General features: G+C 38.7%; 16 protein-coding genes. 8 read left to right on the top strand and 8 right to left on the bottom strand.

Annotated features, from left to right (window positions below; genetic code table 11):
* Positions 1–78: 78 nt before the first annotated feature.
* The 4 genes from H131_RS14275 to H131_RS14260 all read right to left on the bottom strand — a co-directional run bounded on the left by H131_RS14275 (position 79) and on the right by H131_RS14260 (position 5,631).
* Positions 79–1,047: a 4-hydroxy-3-methylbut-2-enyl diphosphate reductase gene (locus H131_RS14275; protein ID WP_010859884.1), complete on the bottom strand. Its 969-nt coding sequence runs from the start codon at positions 1,045–1,047 to the stop codon at positions 79–81.
* A gap of 191 nt (positions 1,048–1,238) precedes the next feature.
* Positions 1,239–1,796 carry a VrrA/YqfQ family protein gene (gene vrrA, locus H131_RS14270; RefSeq protein WP_010859883.1) on the bottom strand — a complete coding sequence of 186 codons (558 nt, stop codon included), beginning with the start codon at positions 1,794–1,796 and terminating at the stop codon, positions 1,239–1,241.
* A gap of 429 nt (positions 1,797–2,225) precedes the next feature.
* Positions 2,226–2,930 (bottom strand): response regulator, encoded by a 705-nt coding sequence (locus H131_RS14265; protein WP_010859882.1) that lies wholly within the window; start codon positions 2,928–2,930, stop codon positions 2,226–2,228.
* Positions 2,923–5,631, bottom strand: coding sequence for a sensor histidine kinase (locus tag H131_RS14260; protein ID WP_230491854.1), 2,709 nt, complete (start codon positions 5,629–5,631; stop codon positions 2,923–2,925). Before H131_RS14260 ends, H131_RS14265 begins: the two co-directional genes overlap by 8 nt.
* A gap of 371 nt (positions 5,632–6,002) precedes the next feature.
* Between H131_RS14260 and kdpA the strand changes: the two genes are divergently transcribed.
* Genes kdpA through kdpC form a run of 3 tightly spaced genes read left to right on the top strand, consistent with a single transcriptional unit; the run spans position 6,003 to position 10,430 of the window.
* Complete coding sequence (gene kdpA / locus H131_RS14255) at positions 6,003–7,697, top strand: potassium-transporting ATPase subunit KdpA (RefSeq protein ID WP_010859880.1); 1,695 nt, start codon at positions 6,003–6,005, stop codon at positions 7,695–7,697.
* A gap of 15 nt (positions 7,698–7,712) precedes the next feature.
* Positions 7,713–9,776, top strand: coding sequence for a potassium-transporting ATPase subunit KdpB (kdpB, locus tag H131_RS14250; protein ID WP_010859879.1), 2,064 nt, complete (start codon positions 7,713–7,715; stop codon positions 9,774–9,776).
* Between the two features lie 12 nt (positions 9,777–9,788).
* Complete coding sequence (kdpC, locus tag H131_RS14245) at positions 9,789–10,430, top strand: potassium-transporting ATPase subunit KdpC (RefSeq protein ID WP_010859878.1); 642 nt, start codon at positions 9,789–9,791, stop codon at positions 10,428–10,430.
* A gap of 97 nt (positions 10,431–10,527) precedes the next feature.
* Here kdpC and H131_RS14240 read toward each other — a convergent pair whose 3' ends face one another.
* On the bottom strand, positions 10,528–11,583 hold the full coding sequence (locus H131_RS14240; RefSeq protein ID WP_010859877.1) for a 2,3-butanediol dehydrogenase: 1,056 nt from the start codon (positions 11,581–11,583) through the stop codon (positions 10,528–10,530).
* 301 nt (positions 11,584–11,884) lie between these two features.
* Between H131_RS14240 and H131_RS14235 the strand changes: the two genes are divergently transcribed.
* Entirely contained in the window at positions 11,885–13,186 is a 1,302-nt protein-coding gene (locus H131_RS14235) for a DEAD/DEAH box helicase (protein ID WP_010859876.1), read from the top strand.
* A 12-nt stretch (positions 13,187–13,198) separates the two neighbouring features.
* On the top strand, positions 13,199–14,092 hold the full coding sequence (locus H131_RS14230) for a deoxyribonuclease IV (RefSeq protein ID WP_010859875.1): 894 nt from the start codon (positions 13,199–13,201) through the stop codon (positions 14,090–14,092).
* Positions 14,093–14,173: 81 nt separating this feature from the next.
* Here the strand turns inward: H131_RS14230 and H131_RS14225 are convergent, their stop codons facing one another.
* Entirely contained in the window at positions 14,174–14,410 is a 237-nt protein-coding gene (locus tag H131_RS14225) for a hypothetical protein (protein ID WP_010859874.1), read from the bottom strand.
* Positions 14,411–14,515: 105 nt separating this feature from the next.
* Here H131_RS14225 and H131_RS14220 point away from each other — a divergent pair, with 105 nt between their 5' ends.
* From H131_RS14220 to H131_RS14210, 3 genes are read left to right on the top strand one after another with little or no spacing between them, the layout of a single operon-like run.
* Positions 14,516–15,262 (top strand): metal ABC transporter ATP-binding protein, encoded by a 747-nt coding sequence (locus H131_RS14220; RefSeq protein ID WP_010859873.1) that lies wholly within the window; start codon positions 14,516–14,518, stop codon positions 15,260–15,262.
* Between the two features lie 14 nt (positions 15,263–15,276).
* Complete coding sequence (locus tag H131_RS14215; RefSeq protein ID WP_010859872.1) at positions 15,277–16,140, top strand: metal ABC transporter permease; 864 nt, start codon at positions 15,277–15,279, stop codon at positions 16,138–16,140.
* Positions 16,137–16,565 carry a Fur family transcriptional regulator gene (locus tag H131_RS14210; protein ID WP_010859871.1) on the top strand — a complete coding sequence of 143 codons (429 nt, stop codon included), beginning with the start codon at positions 16,137–16,139 and terminating at the stop codon, positions 16,563–16,565. The genes H131_RS14215 and H131_RS14210 overlap by 4 nt, the downstream gene beginning before the upstream one ends.
* Before the next feature lie 219 nt (positions 16,566–16,784).
* Here H131_RS14210 and H131_RS14205 read toward each other — a convergent pair whose 3' ends face one another.
* Positions 16,785–17,156: a hypothetical protein gene (locus tag H131_RS14205; protein ID WP_010859870.1), complete on the bottom strand. Its 372-nt coding sequence runs from the start codon at positions 17,154–17,156 to the stop codon at positions 16,785–16,787.
* Between the two features lie 435 nt (positions 17,157–17,591).
* Entirely contained in the window at positions 17,592–18,680 is a 1,089-nt protein-coding gene (gene serC, locus H131_RS14200; protein ID WP_010859869.1) for a 3-phosphoserine/phosphohydroxythreonine transaminase, read from the bottom strand.
* Between the last annotated feature and the right edge of the window lie 85 nt (positions 18,681–18,765).

Here is an 18,765-nt window from a genome sequence, read left to right as displayed (position 1 = left end):
TCCAGAAAAAAAAGCTGTCTAAAAAGTATGTCTTGTCACTTTTTAGACAGCTTCTTTTTAAAGTTTAGTTGGAGAAATTTAGTAGGGCATTATTTTCTCAACAGGCTTTGGTGTTTTGATTTTTGGTAAGATTTTATCAAGTGTGACTGTCCGATTAATGGTATGTGTTGTTTCGTCATTATCATCATACTGCTCAAGGAAATTAATAACCTCTTTCACAATAGGTGTTGGTGTAGATGCTCCAGCGGTAACCGCTACGTTATTTATCCCTTTTAACCACTCGATTTTCAGCTCAGAAACGTCTGCGATACGATAAGATGGTGTTCCAGCAATCTCAACTGACACTTGCGTTAAACGGTTCGAATTATTTGATTTTGGGTCGCCAACAACAATTAGTAAATCGGCTTCTCCTGCTTGTTTAGCAACAGCCTCTTGACGTACCTGTGTAGCTAAACAAATCTCTTTGTGCACTTCTATATGAGGAAACTTCTCTTTTAAACCATCCATTAAATGTACAACATCCCATTGACTCATTGTTGTTTGGTTCGTGACAAGTAATTTATCATTCGTTAAGTTTAAAGAATCAATATCAGTGGACGACTGGACTAAATGGACATGGTCTGGCGCAACGCCAATTGCTCCTTCAGGTTCGGGATGCCCCTTCTTACCAATATAAATAATATCGTAGCCCTCAGCTGATTTTTCACGAATTAAATCGTGGGTAACTGTTACGTCAGGACATGTGGCATCAATCGATACTAAGCCTTTACGCTTCGCAATCTCACGAATTTCAGGTGAAACACCATGCGCAGTGAAAATCACAGTGCCTGTTTCAACTTGTTCAATAATTTCTAAGCGATTGTCGCCGTCTAATGTGATGATGCCATCCTCTTCAAAGGCATCAGTGACATGTTTATTGTGTACGATCATCCCTAAAATGTAGATAGGTCTTGGTAATGATTTATCTAGTGCGGCATTACGTGCGATTACCATCGCATCAACAACGCCGTAGCAATAGCCACGTGGATTAATTTTTAATACTTGCATGGTTGTGACTCCTTTCAAGCTTACGTATCTACATTATAACGGACAGGCACGGCGAATACAAAGAAACGTTCTATCTATCAATGAAGTCTTGATGCAATTGCACCAAGACTGTTTTTGTATCGACTAAACAACCGATATGAAAGAATATGAGGTTGTTTTATTACTATCTTGCAATATTAAAAACTTCTAAACTACAAAGGTGGCTGGAAAATACGAGGTTTTGAAGGAAGCGGTTCACGTGGTGTAGATGATGGTGCATTCTGCTGTGAAGAACGCCTACTTCTAGGTGAACTTACTTTCTCGCCTGCAGTAGCTGCCTCGGCTGCAACGGCACTGGCCCCTGCAACAGCACCGGCAGCCGGGAGACCCTGAAACCCTTTATACAATTTTAAAAGGGAAGGGATATTTTTTACCATCGGCATTGCTTGTTGAATATAAGGGGTATACGTTTTGGCAGAGTTAAATAAACTATTCGCTGATTGTAAAAAAGAACCTATTTTTGAAGGCTCCTGCGCAGGTGGCATGGGCATTTGTCCTCCAAATGACCCTATCCCATTAGACATTGGAAAGCCACCTGGCATTCTTGGTTGAAAGCCACCTGGCATTCTTGGTTGAATAGGGAAGCCTCCGGGTGGGTAAAAGGATTGTGGTGACATTGGTGTAGGTGTAGGCATTTGCATTGGCATTTGCATGGGCATCCCCATGCCGCCGGGATACATTTGAAACGGATAAGGTGGTCGAAATACCATGTTGATCTCCTTTCATACAAGTTTATCGTTGATGACATACCTGATTATAGATATGATATGCAGATACTTAGATTAGCGTTCGACAAATGCACTTAAAGTCACGATAGAACGTCATGTTTTCATTTCCACAGTTCATGCGTCAGGAACGCGATGTATGTGATGTGTTGACTTGGAGGGAGTATTGAAGAAGTGGCTGCATCTGTACATGAAATGTCTTAAACACGTAGCAATCATACATGAACTTAACGTGGTAGGTATTGTCAATGAAAGAAGACATAAAAAAATTTGAAATCTAGCAAAGATGTGGACCTTTTTATTAAAATAAACAAAAATAAAAAGTAGTAGGAGAAGTTTTTACTCCTGCTACTATTTTTCGTGAAAGTGTATTGTCTTTTTTTGAAATCCACTCTTCATTAAATTTTTGAAACATTAGCCGTCGTCACTAATACGTAGCATCCTGTATCCAACACGTACGTGTGTTTGGATATACTGTGGGTGAGATGGATTATCTTCTATTTTCTTGCGTAGTGTCGCCATAAACACGCGTAGGCTTGGAACGTCTGACTGAAGAACATTTTGCCAAATTTCCTTCAATAGAAAATTATGTGTTAGCACTTTGCCAACATGCTTTGACAATACGACCAATAGCTTATATTCGATGGGTGTCAAATGCACTTCTTCACCATGCACTAACACGGTATTTGCTAAATAATGAATTTCTAAATGTCCGTTCACAAATACGGACTGCTCACTACCTAAATGATGCTCGCTTGCAGTTCTCCGTAAGGCTACTCGAATACGTGCTAGTAACTCCTCCACACTAAATGGCTTCGTTACATAGTCATCGGCTCCAGCATCGAGCGCATTAATTTTATCCTGTTCTTCACTTCGAGCACTAACCACGATGATAGGCGTTTGTGTCCAACTTCTCACTTTATGAATAAAATCTACACCATCCATATCTGGTAAACCCAAATCAAGAATAATGACATCCGGCTTCATTGACAGCACTTTTTGCACGGCACTTGTACCATCACGTTCAATGTCGAATGCATAATGCTGTGTTGTTAATGTCATTTTTATTAAATTACCAATCGCCACATCATCTTCCACTACTAAAATTCGTTTATTCATGGATATTCATTACTCCTTTTTTAAGTGAAAAATTAAAAATCGTCCCCTGTGGTTTATTGTCTGAAACCGTTAATTCACTTCCATGTAATCGTAATATAGTCTGGCACAAAGCTAAACCTAACCCTAGACCTCTTCGACTATCACTTCGTTGTACCTTACCTGTTACAAATGGTTCGAATAATGTCTCTTTTAAAGCGTCATCAATACCTGGTCCATTATCCATGATACTAAAGTGTACGGATTCTCCAACTTCCTTTGCAATGAAGGTTATGTGACTATCCGATGGTGTATAGGTCAACGCATTATCCATGATATTAATGATTACTTGAATAATAAGGCGTGCATCCATCACTGCCAATAATAATTCTGGTTCGACATGGTAGGCTATTTTATGTGTGTTGTTAATGGGAATAACATGTGAAAATGCTTCTTGAATAATATCCTCTACAAGCTCTAGTTGCATCTCTATAGCAAACTGCCCATCATCTAACTTAGAAACGGCCAGTAAATTCTCGACCATTTGTACAAGCCATTTCGAATTTTTATAAATATCTTCATATAATCGAAGCTTTTCAGTTTCTGAAATGTCAGCTGTATTGGTCATCAAGATATCTGCGTTGCCAGAAATCGTCGTCAATGGCGTTCGTAAATCATGGGATACAGCTCGTAAAAGGTTGGCTCTCATTTGTTCTAGTTCCGCTTCTTTTGCAACTTCTGCATTTAATTTTTGTAGATACCATTTATCTAGAGCAAATGAAAAATCATTCATAATGGCATGTAGAATATTGCGTTCAAATGCAGGTAATGGTGAATTTTTTGAAAGAGCTACACCAACTACCCCTCTTACACTACCACTAGAAACAATCGGCAAATAGTAAGCATTGACCTCTGGGAAAATGTCTGTCGTCACGCCAGCTACATGCTGATTATTAACTACCCAATTTACGACACCTCGTTCATTGGTATTTTCAAAGAGAGCCGCGATTTCATTATTCTCATTGTTTGTCATACTTTCCGTTCTATAAAAAATCGATTTGACTATCAAATTATGTTCTATTTCATAAAATTGAACGGGTTTTTCCACTAATTTAACAATTTGTGACATACCCTCGTAAATAATATCGTCCATTGATTTGGCATGCTGTAACTTTCGATTTGTTTCAAGGAGTACTTCCATACGATAAGATTTTCGAACTGCAATTGAAGCTTGTTTCTTTATCTTTTTCGTTAAACTACTTGTGATGACTCCTGAAATGAACATAATTAAAAAAGTCATAGGGTAATCGCGATGATAAGCTTCAAATGAAAAGCGAGGCTCCGTAAAAAAGAAATTAAAAAGGAGCACTGCTATTACTGAACTAATAATGCTTATCATCCATCCAGACGACCAGATGGCAAGAATTAACACACCTAAAATGTAGATGGTGATAATATTTGAATCACTGACCCCTATCGTGAAGAAATAGAGACTTAATAGCGAAACCAAACTGAATACTACAAACATTTTCAGCAAGTCCAACCATTCAAATGTCAGTTGATTTCTTACTTCTGGAAGGTAAATTGGTTCGTTGTCATGGTCAGGTACAATATGGATGGCTAAGTTTGGTACATACTCATTGAGCCGATCGCTGATTTTAGCATTAGGTTGCCACCATTTCCTTTTCACAGCAGTTCTGCCTATTACTAATTTTGTTACGCCGCTAATTTGTGCATAGTTGGCAAGGGCTACTGCTACGTCGTCTTCCTGAACAATCACGACATGCCCACCAAGTTGTTCAGTTAGCTTGATATGCTGTTGTAATCGTTCGGTATTCGCTTCGTTCCGCTTGTCATCTTTTCCCTTTTGGACGTAAAGTGCAGTAAATTTACCATGTAAGGCTTGTGCGAGTCTGGCAGCAGTTCTAATCACTTTGGCATTGGTAGGAGAGCTACTAATACCAACTAAAATATGCTCTTCTATGTGTGTACATTGTTTAAAAGAAGGGTTATCCATTACTTGTTTGTAATTGATGGTATCAGCTGTTCTTCGAAGAGCAATTTCTCGAAGTGCTATTAAATTTTCTTTACGGAAAAAAGACTCCATAGCTTTTTTTGCTTGTTGGATATGATAAATTTTTCCATCTATTAGACGTTGGATTAACTCATCTGGTTCTATATCTACAATTTTTATTAGTGCTGCGTGATCAATTAAGTAATCAGGTATACGTTCTCGCACTCTTACGCCTGTAATTTCTTCAACTATATCCTGGAGACTTTCAATATGTTGAATGTTGACAGTTGTATAAACATGAATACCTTTTGCAAGTAATTCTTCTACATCCCCAAAACGCTTTAAATGGCGCATAGTCGGAACATTTGTATGGGCTAGCTCATCGATTAAGACAATCTCTGGTTTACGTTTAAGTACCGCATCGATATCTAATTCTTGAAAGATTTTCCCTTTGTAATTGATTTTTCTGGTTGGTATTTGTTCAAGCCCTTCCATTAAAGCTAATGTTTCAGGACGAGGATGTGGCTCCACATAGCCAATCACCACGTCTTTTCCTAATTGCTTTGCTTGATGTGCAGCGTCAAGCATAGCATAAGTTTTTCCTACGCCAGCGGCATAACCAAGAAATATCTTTAGTTTACCAGCAGTGGCGTCTTCCTCACGTATCTTCGCTAAAAACGTCTCTGGAGAGGGGCGTACATCTTCCATCATCCTTCACCTCATTTGTATTATAGCGCTAACTTCCATTAAGAAAGTATAAAGATTTCACCTTTATGATTTCTTAATACCAAGAGGCTATTTCCTAACACTACATTAATTTGAAAGTCAGTATGATGAAAACATCAAATAGCAGGAAGGGTGAGTTTCGATTGATGGATCTTTTAATGATTGGCTTGCTGATTATTTGTTTTGCCAGTCTTTATGCGTTAACGGCTTGGTGCTATAAGCTAGTCAATGAAAAATAAAGGAGGAATCAGTATGTGGATAGTCATGGGAATTACGATTGTATTGCTTTTTGGTTATCTGGGGCATGCATTATTGTATCCAGATAACTATTAATAGGCTTTTAGGAGGGGTAGGGTATGTGGCAAATTGCCATTGTTTTAATCATTTATTTACCGCTTGTCATATTAGCGGGCCATTATCTTTTTCGAGTAACGATGCAAAAAAAAACATGGCTTGATCCAGTATTGGATAAAGTCGATGGTGCTATTTATAAAATATGTGGTATTAAGCAAGTCGATATGACAGGAAAACAATATGTGCTGACATTAATACTGTCAAATGCTTTTATGGTGTTTATTGGCTATATTCTATTACGGATTCAATCGGTTTTGTTATTAAACCCAAATGATATTGACAATATGGAAGCTACACTTTCCTTTAATACAATCATTTCATTTATGACTAATACCAACCTTCAGCACTATAGTGGTGAATCAGGACTTAGTTATTTGTCTCAGATGCTGGTGATTATATTTATGATGTTTACGTCTGCTGCTACTGGCTATGCAGCCTGCATGGCATTCTGTCGTCGTTTAGTAGCTAAAACTGATACATTAGGTAATTTTTTTATAGATTTTGTACGTGTCATTACACGTGTACTAATGCCAATTTCAATGCTAGTTGCAATCATTTTAGTATCGCAAGGCTCGCCTCAAACTTTAAGTTCGAACAAGACTGTGGAAACGATTGAAGGAAAGTTTCAGGATATTGCGCTAGGGCCTGTGGCATCGCTTGAATCTATTAAACACGTAGGTACAAATGGTGGTGGTTTTAATGGTGCTAATTCGACAACGCCTTTTGAAAACCCTACGGTTATTTCTAACATAATTGAAATGCTTTCTATGATGTTGTTGCCTGGGGCTTGTGTTGTAGCTTTTAGCTTGATGGTTGCTTATAGAAAAAGGAAAACAATATTTGGCAAGCAAGGGCTATCTATTTTTGTTGCCATGAGTATGCTGTTCCTTATGGGGCTAGTTACTGTCTATGTAGCCGAGCGCACGGGTAATCCAATCATTAGTGAGCTTGGCATTTCACAGGAACTTGGCAGTATGGAAGGGAAAGAGATGCGCTTTGGTATCGCGCAATCTGCGTTATTCACAACGGTAACAACTGCTTTTACAACAGGATCTGTTAATAATATGCATGACACGTTAACGCCAATTGGTGGACTTGTGCCGATGTTTAACATGATGTTAAACGTAGTATTTGGAGGCAAAGGAGTCGGGCTGATGAACATGATGATGTATGTGATATTGACGATTTTCATTGCCTGCCTAATGATTGGTCGAACACCTCAGTTTTTAGGGAAGAAAATTGAGGAAAAGGAAATGAAGTTAATAGCACTTTGTATTTTAATACATCCTGCCATTATTTTGTTATTTTCAGCACTGGCAGTTGCCACTACAACTGGCGTGGCAGGCATAACGAATCCGGGGGCACATGGATTATCTCAAGTACTATATGAATTTGCTTCAGCTTCTGCCAATAATGGCTCGGGCTTTGAAGGGTTAGCTGATAATACGACCTTTTGGAATGTTACGACAGGTCTAGCGATGTTCTTTGGGCGCTATCTAACGATTATTATTCAACTAGCTATTGCATCACTTTTGGCTAAAAAAATGTGGCATGGTGATTCGGTGGGCACATTGAAAACCGACAATACGACCTTTACAATCTTACTTGTTGCCATTGTACTGATGATCGGCGCTTTAACATTTTTACCTGCATTGGCACTTGGCCCAATTACAGAACATTTACAAATATATTCTTGATGAGGAGAGTCACTTATGGAAACGGCAAGAAAAAGTTTTATTACGAGTGATATGCTGAAAAGCTCTATGATAGAGTCATTTAAAAAATTTAATCCAGTATATATGATTAAAAATCCTGTTATGTTCGTAGTCGAGATTGGTTTTTTATTTGTTCTATTGTTAACGATTTTCCCTAGCCTTCTAGGAAGCGGGGAAGGAGAACATGATCGGCTTTATAATGCCATTGTCGCGATTATTCTCTTCATTACGATTCTTTTTGCTAATTTCGCAGAGTCTATTGCTGAGGGCAGGGGGAAGGCACAGGTACAAACGTTAAAAAAGACAAATACAGTTACACAAGCACGTGTCCTTTTAGAAGACGGCTCAGAAATCATGAAACAGGCTCACGAACTTAAAAAAGGAGATATTGTGTTAGTTCAGGCAGGTGAAGTTATTCCCAATGATGGCGAAGTAATTGATGGCATTGCCACAGTTGATGAATCAGCCATCACAGGTGAATCTGCACCCGTTGTAAAAGAGCGTGGTGGTGATTTTTGTTCTGTAACTGGGGGAACTACTGTAACAAGTGATTGGCTAATGATTGTAATCAGCTCACTGCCTGGGGAGTCCTTTTTAGATAAAATGATTCTGCTCATAGAAGGTGCTAGTCGTAAAAAAACGCCCAATGAAATTGCCCTGAATACACTTTTAGTAAGTTTAACGATGATCTTCTTATTAGTGGTCGTTACACTTTATCCAATGACTGCGTATTTAAATGTGCATATTTCAATTGCTACGTTGATTGCACTTACAGTGTGTTTAATACCGACAACGATTGGTGGATTGCTGTCTGCGATTGGGATTGCAGGAATGGACCGGGTGACACAATTTAATGTCATTGCTATGTCAGGAAGAGCTGTGGAAGCTTGTGGTGATGTAGATACGCTGATATTAGACAAAACAGGAACTATAACGTATGGCAATCGCATGGCATCTGAATTTTTACCTGTGAAAGGTGTCGACCAAAGGGAATTGATGCGAGCTGCATGGCTTAGCTCACTAACAGATGATACACCAGAAGGTAAGTCGATAGTATCATTGGCTTATGATTTAGGTGTGGAGACAAAAGTGGAAGAGCATGTTATTCAATCAAGTGAGCATATTCCGTTTACAGCGCAGACTCGGATGAGTGGCCTGAATATGAAGGATGGCACAATACTTCGTAAAGGTGCTTACGATACGATCAAACAAGAAAGTATTAAAGCAGGTCATAGAATGCCTGCAAACTTGGAACAGCTTGTTCATCAAGTATCTTCTGTTGGCGGAACACCACTTGTTGTGGCAGTGAATAACAAAATCTTAGGTGTTATCTATCTTAAAGACGTTGTAAAGAGTGGCTTAAAGGAGCGTTTTGATCAGCTTCGAGCAATGGGCATAAAAACTATCATGTGCACTGGAGATAACTCACTCACGGCGGCTGCTATTGCTAAAGAGGCGGGAGTGGATAGTTTTATCGCGGAAAGTAAGCCGGAAGACAAGATCAAGGTTATAAGGGATGAACAGGCACTTGGCAAAGTAGTAGCCATGACTGGGGACGGTACAAATGATGCACCGGCATTAGCTCAGGCGAATGTTGGTCTTGCGATGAATTCAGGGACTAATGCAGCAAAAGAAGCAGCAAATATGGTAGATTTAGACTCCAATCCAACTAAAATCATCGAAGTTGTGGAGATAGGCAAGCAATTACTGATGACTAGAGGGGCATTGACTACTTTTAGTATTGCTAATGATGTAGCTAAATACTTTGCCATAATCCCAGCAATGTTGATGGTAGCGGTACCGGAGATGAATGCACTAAATATCATGAATCTCAATTCGCCAACAAGTGCAATCATTGCAGCTTTAATTTTTAATGCGGTGATTATCCCATTTTTAATCCCTATTGCTATGAAAGGGGTAAAGTATAAGCCTACGAGTGCATCCAAATTATTAAACAAGAACTTACTTATTTATGGACTAGGTGGCATAATTGCTCCCTTTATTGGTATAAAGGTGATTGATTTATTAATCGGGCCACTATTACACATATTGGGCTTATAGGAGGGCAGTTATATGCATAAATTTATTGAAAACTCGAAACAAGCGCTGATGATTACTTTTACAATGTTCGTATTATGTGGGTTGTTTTATCCATTTGCCGTAACTGGAATTGCCCAAGGGCTATTTTATCATCAGGCAAATGGTAGTTTAGTAGAAATCGATAGCAAAGTAGTTGGTTCTGAGAAGTTAGGTCAGGCCTTTACATCACCAGAGTACTTTTGGGGTCGAGTATCTTCTATTAACTATAATGTTTATACAGAAGAAGATACCATTCCAAATGAAAATGGCGAAACAGCCTATAGTGGTATCAGCTCTGGGACTTTTAACTATGCCCCGTCCAACCCTGAGCTAAAAAAACGAATGGAGTTGGATATTACAGCATTTTTACAAGCTAATTCGACTGTCAAACGTGAAGATATTCCTGCTGATCTGTTAACAGCCTCTGGGTCAGGTCTGGATCCGCATATCAGCGTGAAGGCAGCTGAAATTCAAATAGAGCGCATTGCTCGAGCAAGCGGACTTTCGCTAGAGGAGATAGGAGAAATTGTCAAGGCTAATACCGAAAGTCGTGATTTAGGTGTATTTGGTGAGGACAAAGTAAACTTCCTTAAGGCAAACGTGGATCTATATAAAAAAATGACACAAAATGACTAGTAAGCTAATGTAGAAAAAGCCACAAAAATAAAGCCAGTAGAGAAAATATGTCACTTCTCTACCGGCTTTTATATGGATAAGCGAGTTTTCAGCCCGGCTACTCTTGTGAATTTACAAGTATTTTAATATGGTTTTTTTCTTTCATTAATGCTTCAAATCCTTCTGTGACAACTTCATCAAGGCTGATGCGTTTTGTCACAAGCTTGTCAGCAGGGAAGTAACCTTGTGTCATTAACTCCATTACTGCTGGGAAAATATCACGATACGCAATAATTCCTTTTACATTTCGCTCAGACAGAACGATGTTGTTAGGTAGTATGGAAGCCGCCGATTCCCAAATCGAAACGATAATCGTCTCGCCTTCAAATGTAGTAGCGTCAATGGCTTGTTGTAATACGACAGGCACGCCTGTCACTTCAAATGCAACATCTACGCCTCCATTTGTTAACTCATGCAGTCGAGCCACTGCATCTTCATCTTTTGGATTGATGACTGCCGTAGCGCCTAATTCCATGGCTTTTGCTGCACGCTCTGCTGAAAGCTCTACTGCATATATTTCAGATGCGCCCGCTGCGTGAAGGGCTTCAATAACAAGTAGACCGATTGGACCTGTGCCAAAAACCGCCGCTTTGTCCCCAGCTTTTAGTTTACTTTGACGCACTGCATGTAAGGCTACTGCTGCTGGTTCAACTAAAGCGCCTTGTTCATAGGAAAGACCTTGTGGCATTTTGTGTACCATGTGTTCGGCTACCATCGTGTATTCAGAAAAACCACCACCACTGCCAGAAAGACCGTGGAATCCTAAGTGTTTACAAATATTATATTTTCCTTTCTTACAAGCTGCACATTCGCCACATGCAAGAATTGGCTCTACAACTACAGGATCACCTGTTTTTACTTTTGTAACACCTTCACCAATTTCTACAACTTCGCCAGAAAATTCATGGCCCATAACAATTGGCGCAATGTCTTGACTTACATAGTGAGGTTGTTCCACTGGAATAAATATTGGCCCAGCTGCATACTCATGTAAATCACTTCCACAAATACCAGTCCAATGTACTTTGATTTTCACTTTTCCAGGTGCAATAGCTGGTTCTTCAATGTTTTCTACTCGGATGTCTTTTGCTTTATACCATCTTGCTGCTTTCATCAAAAATCAACCTCCTCTATTATCTTACATTTTCTATCATAACATGTGGTAATTCTACAAATCATTAGTATGTGAAAATTGACATAAAAACTACTAAAAGTTTACCTACACTCTTTTACATTTTACACACAGCACATTTTTAATTGCATAATAGCTGTATTTAAAGTAAGTTTGATAAGGGTTAGCGTTGAAACGGTGATAAAAACAAGAGATTAATGATAATCCTTGTGTTTATAGAACGTAAAGATACCTAAATGTACGAATCATGGTACAATAGGTTAGATATTAGGAGGTACGAAATATGTCAAAATATACAGATTATAATTTTCAGCCATTTTTGCAGGACGCAGTAGCAAAACTTGGCTTCACAGAACCAACGCCGATACAAAAAGAAATCATTCCACTTATTCTTAAAGGGAAAAGTGCAATTGGCCAAGCCCACACAGGTACAGGGAAAACACATAGTTTCTTAATTCCGATAGTGCAACGTGTCGATGTGGCAAAACAAGAGGTACAAGCTGTTATTACTTCACCAACACGTGAATTAGCGCAACAAATCTTTGATGCATTAACTCAACTAATTGAAGGAACAGATATTCAAGCGAAATTATTTATTGGGGGTACGGACAAACAACGCTCCATTGATAAGTTAAAAACGCAACCACAAATCGTTGTTGGTACACCAGGACGTATTCGTGATCTTGTGAAAGAGCAAGCGTTATTTGTGCATACCGCACCAATTTTAGTAGTGGATGAAGCAGACTTAGCTTTCGATATGGGCTTTATAGAAGATATCGATGGGTTTGCTTCTCAAATGCCGGACAAGCTTGAAATGTATGTATTCTCAGCAACTATTCCAGAACGTTTGCAACCATTCTTGAAAAAATATATGGAAGCACCAGTTCACGTGCATATGAACGATAAACGCCCTGTAGCAGAAGGCATTGACTTTGTATTAGTACCAATTCGTTCAAAATCACGTAACAAACGTTTACTAGATGTTCTTGAAGGCATCAACCCATTCTTAGCGGTTATCTTTACGAATACACGTAAAACAGCTGAGCACGTAGCGGGCTATTTAACGGAAAATGGTATTCGGTGTGGACAAATTCATGGTGATTTAGCGCCACGTGAACGTAGCCGTATGATGAAGCAAATTCGCGATTTAGATTATCAATATATTGTAGCCACTGACCTTGCTGCTCGAGGAATCGATATTCAAGGGATTTCCCATGTTATTAACTATGAAATTCCGGAAGATTTAGAGTTCTTTATCCACCGTGTTGGCCGTACAGCGCGTGCAGGTAATAAAGGAACAGCCATTACATTATTTGAGCCGTCTGATGAGGATGCATTAGCACGTGTCGAAAAAATGGGTATTCCTTTCGTACAAAAGGACGTAAAAGATGGGGAATGGACAGAACTAAAAGAACGTCATGCCCGTAAAAATCGCGTCAAGCATGAAAATGAAATTGATGCGAAAGCCAAATCGATGGTACGTAAGCCGAAGAAAGTGAAGCCTGGCTATAAACGTAACATGAAATGGGAAATGGATAAAATTAAAAAACGTGAACGTCGTATAAAGGCACGCGGCAAAAAATAAGGAGGTATACTGATGCTACTTGGCTCACATGTTTCAATGAGTGGGAAAGATATGCTACTCGGTTCTAGTAAAGAAGCGCTCTCTTATGGAGCCAATACCTTTATGATTTATACTGGTGCTCCACAAAACACACGTCGTAAACCGATCTCTGATCTTAATATTATGAATGGTTTACTGCATATGAAAGAAAATGGCATGTCTAATATCGTTGTGCATGCTCCCTATATTATTAATATTGCGAACACAGAAAAGCCTGAAACGTTTCGCCTTGGTGTCGATTTCTTGCAATCTGAAATCGAACGTACTGCAGCTTTGGAAGCTAGACAAATTGTCTTGCATCCTGGTGCACATGTTGGCGCAGGGGCAGATGCAGGGATTGCTAAGATTATTGAAGGCTTGAATGAAGTATTAGCACAGGATTTCCCCGTGCAAATTGCCTTAGAAACAATGGCAGGGAAAGGTACAGAATGTGGTCGTTCCTTTGAAGAACTAGCAAAAATCATTGATGGTGTCACACATAACGAACGACTTTCGGTATGTTTTGATACATGTCATACGCATGATGCTGGCTATAATATCGTAGAAGATTTTGATGGTGTGTTAAATGAGTTCGATAAAATCATCGGTGTGGATCGCATTAAAGTACTGCACATTAACGATTCCAAAAATGTTCGTGGTGCCGGTAAAGATCGCCACGAAAATATTGGTTTTGGTCATATCGGTTTCGATGCATTAAAATATGTAGTGCATCACCCTCAATTAATGACGATACCAAAAATTTTAGAAACACCATTTGTCCCATTAAATAGTGATGCGAAATCAAAGTCAGCACCTTATAAATACGAAATTGATATGTTGCGAAGTGAAGAATTCAAACCTGAACTGATCGATGTATTACGTGGATAGGTAAAGAAAAAGCCCGAAATCAGTAGATGTACTGATTTTGGGCTTTGCTTTGTCTATAATGGTCAGCGTGTAAACATCACATTACTTTGTAAATAGGGCTATAAGTTGGCGAGAACGTTTTCTTCCCAACACTGCTTCGACTTCTACAAGTATGTCTTTAGGAATACCTAAAAAAAGCCAAGAAAATGAGAATTGCTCTAAATAAGGACGAAGTTTTTTCACTTCGGAACTACTAATTTCAAAGCCTTCAGCACGTGCAATCGCCACAATTTCCTTATCACTACTTTGAGATAATTGCTGTAAAAATTGAATACTCAAAGCTAACCCTCCTTTTAAGTTTTGTTTTCTTTACAAAAACTGAACTATCATTTATAATTACAACTTGTAAATCGTAATGATTTTGAATTAGAAAGAAGCGAAGATATGAAAAAAACGTTAATTGAAATTGAAAACGTGTCATTTCAATATGACTATACACAAGTATTAAAAAATATTTCTTTTCGAGTGGAGGAAGGAGATTTTTTAGCATTACTTGGTCCTAATGGTTCAGGTAAGTCAACGTTACTAAAAATTATTTTAGGTTTACTGAAGCCAATGTCGGGTGAAATAAAATTATTTAGTGAGCCAAGTGCAACATTCAAGCACCGAGAATGGATTGGTTATGTGTCACAAAAATCCAATGCCTTCAACTCAGGTTTTCCGGCAACTGTACAAGAGGTAGTTAAAAGTGGATTAACAAAAAAAATAGGGCTTTTTAAGCGTTCCGCGCGAGATGCAAAAGATAGAGTGCAAGAAGCATTAAAAGCAGTAGGGATGGAAGACTTTATGAATCGTAATATTGGTGAATTGTCGGGTGGACAACAGCAGCGCGTCTTTATTGCACGAGCTTTGGTGAGTGAGCCAAGTCTACTAATTCTTGATGAGCCAACCGTTGGCATCGACCACGAGAATGTGCAGTCGTTTTATGATATGCTAGCGAAATTGAATCGGGAACAGGGAATTACGATGATTCTTGTCACACATGATGTCGATACAGTTTCGAACCGTATCAGTCATGTAGCGTGTTTAAATCAAACGATTCACTTCCATGGCTATAAAAATGAATTTGATACAATTTCACAGGATGCGCTCGATGCTTGGTACGGCCATTCCGTGAGAAAGATTCACTAAAAGGAGAAGGCGTAATGATTGAAGCAATTTTAAACTATGAATTTTTACAAAACGCCTTTTTCTCAGGGCTTTTAATTGGCATAATTGCACCACTTCTCGGTGTATTCATTGTAGTGCGCAGATTATCGTTAATTGCAGATGCTTTATCACATGTGACACTGGCTGGGATTGCAGGTAGCTTGTATGTAAGTCAATCGTTTGCAATGTTTGCTATGCTTAATCCTATCTATTTAGGTATCTTGGCTTCGGTAAGTGGCTCTATTTTAATAGAACGCTTGCGACGGTTATATAAGCATTATGAAGAGCTAGCGATTCCGATTATTATGTCAGGTGGGATTGGGATTAGTGCGATATTCATTTCACTTGCAAGTGGCTTTAGTACGGATTTAATGAGTTATTTATTCGGCTCGGTGTCAGCTGTATCACGCCAGGATTTATGGGTGGTTGTGGGGATTGCTGTTGTTGTCATTGTCTTTTTATTTTTATTCTTTAAGGAATTATTTGTGCTGTCGTTTGACGAAGAATATGCGAAAGCTAGCGGCCTGCCTGCACGTTGGGTACATCTATTGTTTATGATTGTAACAGCGCTCGTTATTGCTGCAAGCATGCGAATCGTGGGTATTTTACTGGTATCTTCTCTCATGACATTACCTGTTGCAGCAGCAATGCGCCTGGCAAAAGGTTTTAAGCAAACAATCATCTATGCTATTGTTTTTGGTGAAACAGCTGTGTTAATTGGTTTAGTGAGTGCATTTTATTTGGATTTAGCACCCGGTGGTACAATTGTAGTCACTTCGATTTTGATTTTATTACTGGTAATCGTAGTTAAGAAAGTAGTATTCAAATTATCTGCAAAACAAGGGGAGGCAGCACTGTGAATATTTCAAGAGCGTGGGAAATTTTAAAAGAAAACGGCTATAAAAAAACAGATAAGCGTGAATTAATATTAGACATGTTTGCGGCAACGGATAAATATTTAACCGCTCGTGATTTATTAGACGTGCTGAAAAAAGAATTTCCTGGCATGAGCTTTGATACGATTTATCGCAATCTGGCGACTTTTGTGAAGCTTGGCATTTTAGAAGAAACGGAATTATCAGGCGAACGAAATTTTCGTATGCAATGCGAGTCGGAACATCATCACCATCATTTTATTTGTATGGACTGTGGCAATGTCAAAGAGCTGCATCTTTGCCCGATGGAAATGCTCGGAGAAAAACTGCCTAATTATGAAATTGAAAACCATAAATTTGAGATTTACGGAAAATGTCCAAATTGTAAGCACGAAACTCTGTCAAAATAAACTTTGACAGGGTTTTTTATTTGGAAAAGGGGTTGTGAAAAAATAGTTATCGATGTTGTCAGCCAGCGTCGAAAGAGCTGTAAAATAGGCTAAGCGTAATCTGTTATTAATACAAAGGTAAAAATCCGCGTAGACTCCCGCGGAAAGTGAAGCGGATTTTTACCATATAGGAAGACGTGCATTGTTGTTTGAAGACTAATTAAACAGCCTCTTCAAAAACTAATTAGACAATCTGCGAAGAGCGTCAATTTTTTTACAGTCTATAATAAGCGGTGAAGTTGCTGTTCCATTCTCAAGGAAATAAGCGCAACAATTTTGCGGACTGAAGCTGATAAAAGTCAAGCCAAGGAAGCTACCACCGCCTGACAAGAAGATATCAACTAGAGTTCCAGCCTCTAATTTTCTTAGTTGGTCGCAAATACAACTTCTGCAATTGTTAGCAAATCTGTCTGAGCATTTGTCTTCTTTATGAGAGTGACATTTGTCTTCTTTTTTACAGTGACATTTTTCCTCTTTTTTACAACAATTGCTAGGTTTTTGGCATTTGCAACGATCCCAGTTCATATGTGTTCCATATCGTCTATCCTCCATTTACAAGACCTCCCTTCTCCATAGTAAATGTAAAGCTAAGGCCTTACACTTATAATCTATGATTTATGAAAGAAAGGAGATTGGTAATATGTCCGATAAAGCATTTAAAAAACTATATTTTTCTAAAAAATTATTCTGTTGTATGAATCCCCAAGCTGATAAGGATGCTATAAAATGAATTTGTTTTCCTACCTCTTTCTTCCTTGTAAAGTTTACCTTCGTTTAGCAATTGTATTATTGTACTGAAAATAGGGTGCTAGGCACAGAAGCTTCACACATCTTAAAAGTGGGAGATGGAGCATTTAGATTTTTTAATATTTAATGGGGGATACAAAATTCGAATGGAGAAACGACATAGAGGTGTAATTGATTGTTATAATAATGCCAAAAAACGACGAATGATTTCTTTAAGATAATCATTCGCCGCTGGTTAAATTATAGATGTTTGTTTTGGAATGCTACCATAAAGTCGCGTAGTGCTTCGCAAGCTTCTAAAGGTACTGCGTTATAAGTAGATGCGCGGCAGCCTCCAACTGAACGGTGACCGTTTAACCCGACGAAACCAGCTGCTTTTGCTTCAGCTAAGAATTGTTTTTCTAGCTCCTCATCAGCGACACGGAAAGTGATGTTCATTAATGAACGGCTTTCTGGCGTTGCATGTCCAGTATAGAAGCCATTGCTATTGTCAATGGCGTCGTAAATGACTTTTGCTTTAACTTCATTGTGCTTCGCGATTGCTTCAACGCCGCCTTTAGATTCAACCCATTTCAACACTTCACCTAACATATAAATACCAAATGTCGGAGGTGTGTTGTATAAAGAGTTACTGTCAGCATGTGTTGTGTATTTTAACATTGTTGGAATCTCTTTGTTTGCTTTTTCAAGTAAATCTTTGCGAATAATTACGACTGTAACACCAGAGGGACCAAGATTTTTTTGTGCACCCGCATAGATAATACCAAATTTGCTGATATCAACTGGTTTAGAAAGGATGTCACTAGACATATCGGCTACTAATGGAACATTACCAGTTTCAGGGAAATCATACCACTGTGTACCGTAAATTGTGTTGTTTGACGTGATATGGACATAAGCATCATCTTCATTGAATTGAATATCAGCCAATGCAGGAATATTGCGGTATTTGTTTTCTTTCGTACTTGCTGCTTCAACAGCTAAACCGAAAAATTTCGCTTCTTTGATTGCTTTTTCAGACCAAGAGCCTGATAATACGTAGCTAGCCTTTTGATCAGCCTGTAAGAAGTTCATTGGCACCATCGTGAATTGAAGGCTTGCCCCACCTTGTAGGAATAGTACTTCATAGTTTTCGGGGATGGCATAAAGTTTTTTCAAAAGAGCAATTGCTTCGTTATGTACATCATCAAAAATTGCACTACGGTGGCTCATCTCCATGATCGACATACCTGATTCACGGAAGTTCACTAATTGTTGTTGAGCGTTTTCTAATACTTCTTGCGGTAGTGCAGAAGGGCCTGCGTTAAAATTGTATGCACGTTGTGTCAAAATGGTACACTCCTTATTTTTGTTTGATAAATGCACTTTATAGGATTATAACTTAATTTTCAAGAGAAAAAATAAAATTCTCAAT

This window comes from Lysinibacillus sphaericus OT4b.31 (assembly GCF_000392615.1).
GTDB lineage: Bacteria > Bacillota > Bacilli > Bacillales_A > Planococcaceae > Lysinibacillus > Lysinibacillus sphaericus_B.
Note: the sequence above shows the minus strand (reverse complement) of the source record. Positions and strands in the feature narration are given on the sequence as shown.